Source organism: Veillonella sp. (genome assembly GCF_019414865.1).
GTDB lineage: Bacteria > Bacillota > Negativicutes > Veillonellales > Veillonellaceae > Veillonella.
This window is the reverse complement of record NZ_DXLG01000108.1, coordinates 1-5,333: the sequence shown is the minus strand read 5'-3', so window position 1 is coordinate 5,333 and position 5,333 is coordinate 1. Positions and strand designations below refer to the sequence as shown.

Annotated in this window: 5 protein-coding genes; all 5 read right to left on the bottom strand. The window is 37.8% G+C overall.

Annotated elements, in window-relative coordinates; all coding sequences use genetic code 11:
* Nucleotides 1-139: 139 nt before the first annotated feature.
* Nucleotides 140-835 (bottom strand): hypothetical protein, encoded by a 696-nt coding sequence (locus QZ334_RS06680; protein ID WP_295233015.1) that lies wholly within the window; start codon nt 833-835, stop codon nt 140-142.
* Nucleotides 819-1,373 carry a lytic transglycosylase domain-containing protein gene (locus QZ334_RS06675; protein ID WP_105085506.1) on the bottom strand — a complete coding sequence of 185 codons (555 nt, stop codon included), beginning with the start codon at nt 1,371-1,373 and terminating at the stop codon, nt 819-821. Before QZ334_RS06675 ends, QZ334_RS06680 begins: the two co-directional genes overlap by 17 nt.
* A 148-nt stretch (nt 1,374-1,521) precedes the next feature.
* Nucleotides 1,522-2,136, bottom strand: a complete 615-nt coding sequence (gene coaE, locus QZ334_RS06670) for a dephospho-CoA kinase (RefSeq protein ID WP_287533617.1) — start codon at nt 2,134-2,136, stop codon at nt 1,522-1,524.
* Between the two features lie 39 nt (nt 2,137-2,175).
* A complete protein-coding gene (gene polA, locus QZ334_RS06665) occupies nt 2,176-4,797 on the bottom strand; it encodes a DNA polymerase I (RefSeq protein WP_295233012.1) in 2,622 nt (873 codons plus the stop codon).
* A 151-nt stretch (nt 4,798-4,948) separates the two neighbouring features.
* Nucleotides 4,949-5,209, bottom strand: coding sequence for a 30S ribosomal protein S20 (rpsT, locus tag QZ334_RS06660; protein WP_004692998.1), 261 nt, complete (start codon nt 5,207-5,209; stop codon nt 4,949-4,951).
* Nucleotides 5,210-5,333: the final 124 nt, after the last annotated feature.

Sequence of the window (5,333 nt, the reverse complement as noted above, 5' to 3'; positions counted from 1 at the left end):
GTCATATATAGTATATCACATTTACTGTGTATATACAAATTCTACGCTTTCTTATGGGCTTTAACCAAACATTCCCACTTAGATTATTTCATATAATATAAAATAACTCAAAAAATAGCATAGTCACACTTTACAATTATTAGTCAACCCGATCATTTAATCCTTTTAATATAGGTCCTAGATGCTCACGAAGAACAGCTGTTAAATCAACTAAATTTTTAGCATCTAAATGATGGTCTATTTCAGGATAGTTTTTATAGCGAAGCTCTGCAAAGTACTCATCACGTAATTCGTTATAATATAGCAATAATCCAGTACATTCATCCATCTTACGATATTCACCGATAATAAAAGAACCATTAATCATCCGAATTCCGTGAGATGGATCAACATCACATATAAAACCTTCCAATTCTTTAGGCATGACCTCGGAAAAATCCCATTCAGGTATGCCTCGGCGACGGTATGTAAAAGTAAAGTTATTTGCTGGCTCGATTAACATATTAGTTAAACCTTTGACACAGCGATCTTGTAACCCCTTCCAGAACGATTCTAAATCAGCACGCACAAACGAAATATCCACAAAGGAAAAGAGTGGCATTTCAATATGAACCGTATAGTCCTCTACCTCTTTATCATATAAGGCAGACCATCGCCACCCTAGATCATTTTGATAATGGAAAATAGGTACCTTTAATACCTCTTCACCTGCTGTAATGCGTTCAAGTAGCGCAGTGTAATCAGATTCATTGGATACTACTAAGGTAAATCCCCCAATCTGCTGAGGCAACCATGAATAATCTAATGCTTTACAAGCTTCAATAATCGTTTCCATATAATGCCTCATATTTCTGTTGATACTGTAAAACAGCTTTTACATAGCTACGTGTTTCTGGAAATGGTATAGTATCAACCATGCCATTCCATTTATTCTCATTGAGCCAGGATTCAACATGGCCGCGTCCCGCATTATACGCAGCTAACGCCTGCACCTCATCGCCATTAAATTCTTTTAACAAATGGCCTAGATACCATGTTCCTAACTCAATATTTGTTTCAGGCTCTTTTAGCTGACGATCTGTATAATTACCATGACCAACTTGTTGAGCAACCCAACGCGCTGTATCTGGCATGAGTTGCATCAATCCAAGAGCACCTGTTTCAGACTCAGCAGTATTCTTATATTTACTTTCAGCTAAGATAACACTAGCTACCAAGGACGGTGGAACCTGTTCCTTCTCAGCTGCAGCCATCACTACATCTCTATAGTTAAAGGGGTACGCCACTTGACGCGCTAAAGGATCATCTAAATGAGCAAAATAAAACCACCCAAGTACGACGCACGATAACGCCGTTGCCGTTGCACGTTTCATAAATCCCCCTTTCTACATATAACTACTATGACATTTACCATAATCTAGCTATAACCAAATGCTAGGATACTATAATACTAAATTTCATGGGCTTATTATACCATTTAATACTATTTTTTATATACCAATTTTGACACATCTATTGTTATTATTGAGGTTTTTGTAAAAGCAGCTCTAGACGCTCACTCCAAATTGTATCTAATTTTGCGGTCAAAGCCTGAGGTGTACCATTATTATCAATAATTACATCTGCATAAGAGCGTTTATCGTCGAGTCGCATTTGACTATTAATACGAGCCAAAGCATCCTCTCTGGTATATCCATTGCGACTCATTAAGCGATCTATCTGAGTAGGCTCGTTTACATAAACAAGCCAAACCTCATCCATCATGGTATACCATTCCCCCTCTATGAGTAATGGAATATCATAGATTAAAATCGGTGTATTAACCGATTCATATTGAGATGTTAGTTCCAAAATACGATTGCGAATATGCGTTTTTAAACAGCCATTTAACAATTGTCGTTTTTCTTCATTGTGAAAGACAATAGCGCCCAATGCTTCACGATTTAATGTACCATCATCATGCAGTACATTAGAACCAAAGGCATCTACAATTGCTTCTAAACCTTCAGTACCGGGCTCTACTACCTCACGAGCGACGATATCTGCATCGATATAAGGTATCCCTTTGTCCTTAAAATAGGTAAGGACTGTACTCTTGCCCGATGCAATACCACCAGTTAATCCTATTTTAAACATATATGCCTTCTATTTTTAATAAACTAATATAAAAAACTATTATTTAACTAACGCCCAATTTTCCGCATGATGTACATCTACAATAAGAGGTACTTGTAACTCCACAACAGATTGCATAGTCGTACGTAATAATTCTTCTACTGCTTCTAATTCAGAATTGACCACTTCTAATACAAGTTCGTCATGTACCTGTAATAAAAGACGAGATGTAAAGTTTCCATCTTCTAGCTTTTTCTCGACTTGGTTCATAGCCAACTTGATAATATCAGCAGCTGTGCCTTGAATTGGTGTATTCATTGCCGTACGTTCTGCAAAGGAGCGACGGTTAAAGTTACGGCTGTTAATATCAGGCAATTCACGTTGACGGCCGAACATAGTACGAACCTTACCAGTTTCATGAGCTTCTTGAACCATGCGATCCATATACTCTTTAACCTTCGGATAACGGCTAAAGTATAAATCAATATAGTTTTTAGCTTCACCCCGTGTAATACCGAGGTCACGAGACAAGCCAAAATCAGAAATACCGTAAATGATACCGAAGTTAATCGCCTTCGCATGGGAACGCTCTTCACTCGTAACATCCTCTTGAGATTTTCCTAGTACCTCCGCAGCAGTAAAACGGTGAATATCCTTGCCGTCAACGAAGGCTTTAATTAAAGCCTCATCGCCAGACAAGTGAGCTAAGATACGCAACTCAATTTGAGAGTAATCGGCACTGACCAAAGTATCGTACCCTGCACCTGGATAGAATAAGGCACGAATTTCTCTACCCTTTTCAGTACGGACAGGAATATTTTGTAAGTTAGGGTCAGAAGAGCTAAGACGTCCTGTTGCGGTAACCATTTGATTAAAGGTCGTATGAATACGCTTAGTCTTATCATTAATAAGAACCGCCAAGCCTTCACAATAGGTAGATACTAATTTTGCTACTGAACGGTATGCCAAGATTTTCTCTACAATCGGACTTTCATGACGAAGCATATCAAGTACTTCTGCATCAGTAGAATAGCCAGTCTTAGTTTTCTTAATGATTGGTAAGTTCATCTTTTCAAACAAGATAACACCCAATTGTTTAGGCGAGTTAATGTTGAAAGTTTCCCCTGCGATATCGTAAATCTCTTGCTGTACTTGTGCTAGTTCCTCTTTAAAACGAGCCGTAGTTTCAGCTAATTTTTCTGTATCAATATAAATGCCATTTTTCTCCATTACTACTAAAGTATGAATCAATGGCAACTCAATTGTTTCATATAGAGACCAAAGCTCTTCACGGCGTGCAGATTCACAAGCTACTTCGTTCATAGCGAGTAAAGCTTTTACCATAGATACGCATTCTACATCTACACTACCACTAGCAATGCTTGGCACGGAGAAACGTTCCGTTAAATATAGATAACCATAGTTAGTACGCGTAGGATCTAACAAGTACGCAAGAAGAGACATATCATGGACACGAGCAGTTTTATCATCGTTAAATAAAGAAATCTCGGCTGGTGCATCTTCACCAAAGGCTTCAATAATCTCTTTAGTTTGAGTAGTAACGATAGCATTTGCCCCTTGTAAAACCGCTAATACAGCTTTAGTATCATCTGTTTTTACAATAGTATCACCATTAGATAAATACACATTCGTTACTGTTCTAAATGGGGTTTTACCATCTAGCACAACATGTATTGCCACCGTTTTACCTGTATAGAAATCAGAGGTTAAAGCCTTAGCATCTGCTAAATCATGTAGAGAAATTTCCTCTTGTGGAGCAAATAAAGAACCAGGATCACCAAAATCGGCTTCCTCTCCGCCCATTACTTGTACGATACGAGGCGTTAATTTAGTAAATCCCAAGGTTTCGAATAAAGGCTGTACCTCAGAGGTATGGAAATTTTGTACAAAATCTTCAACCTTGTAAGATAAATCCATATCCGTCTTAATAGTTGCCAACTCACGAGATAAAAACGCTAAGTCTTTATTTTCTACGAGTCGCTCTTTTAATTTCTTACCGGAAATATCTTCGATATGGTCATATACGGACTCAAGATCACCGTATTCTGTAATCAATTTAAGGGCCGTTTTTTCACCTACACCTGGTACACCTGGAATATTATCAGAGGAATCACCCATAAGGGCTTTCATTTCGATAACCTTATCAGGACCATAGCCATAGAGTTCTTCCATGTTATCAAGAGTAACCTCTAACATATCAGAAATACCTTTTTTAGTTAAGAACACGTGACTGTGCTCTGTAACGAGCTGGAGATTATCGCGGTCACCAGTAATAATTTGAACAGCCATCTCTGGTGTACCAAATTTCTTACTTAAAGATCCTAGAATATCGTCCCCTTCAAAGCCGTCTTCTTCAATAACACAAATACCTAAAGCTTTTAATACATCTTGAATAAGACTAAATTGAGGGCGTAAATCCTCTGGTGCATCTGGACGATTGCCTTTATATTCGCTATACATTTCAGTACGGAATGTTTGACGACCTTTATCAAAAGCTACCGCAATATAATCAGGGTTAATTTCTTCGTATAATTTGATGAGCATTGTTAAAAAACCATACACTGCATTCGTTGGAGTCCCCAAAGCAGACTTCAACGGTGGTAACGCAAAAAATGCACGGAATAACAAACTACTGCCATCTATAATCATTAATTTTTTCATAATACACCTCGCTTAATTCTATCCTTTATTATAACATAAGGTAACTTATTATATATGCAAAAAGGGACTCTCCATAGAGAGTCCCTTGTAAATGTACATATAAAAAAACAACCCCGTATCGCTAGGCAACAAGAGGTTGTTGACGCTCAAATTATAAAGCGTTTACTTTAGCTGCAAGATTAGATTTTTTGCGAGCTGCAGTGTTTTTATGAAGTACACCTTTGGAGGCTGCTTTATCAATTACGCTAGTAGCATGAACAAGTGCTTGTTTTGCTTCTTCTACTGCGCCTGCTTGAACAGCTTCAACGGTTTTACGAGCTGCTGTACGGATTTGAGATTTTACAGCGGCGTTTTTCGCACGACGTTCAGCATCCGTTTTTACGCTTCTAATACTGGATTTAATGTTTGGCAATTGAGTCACCTCCTTAAAAATCGTTTCTTATACCTGAATGATTATATCATACAAGATATTGTGACGCAAGAACTTATTATAGGAAAATATAGTTTATTCCTTAATAATAAAGCCTCATTGAGAT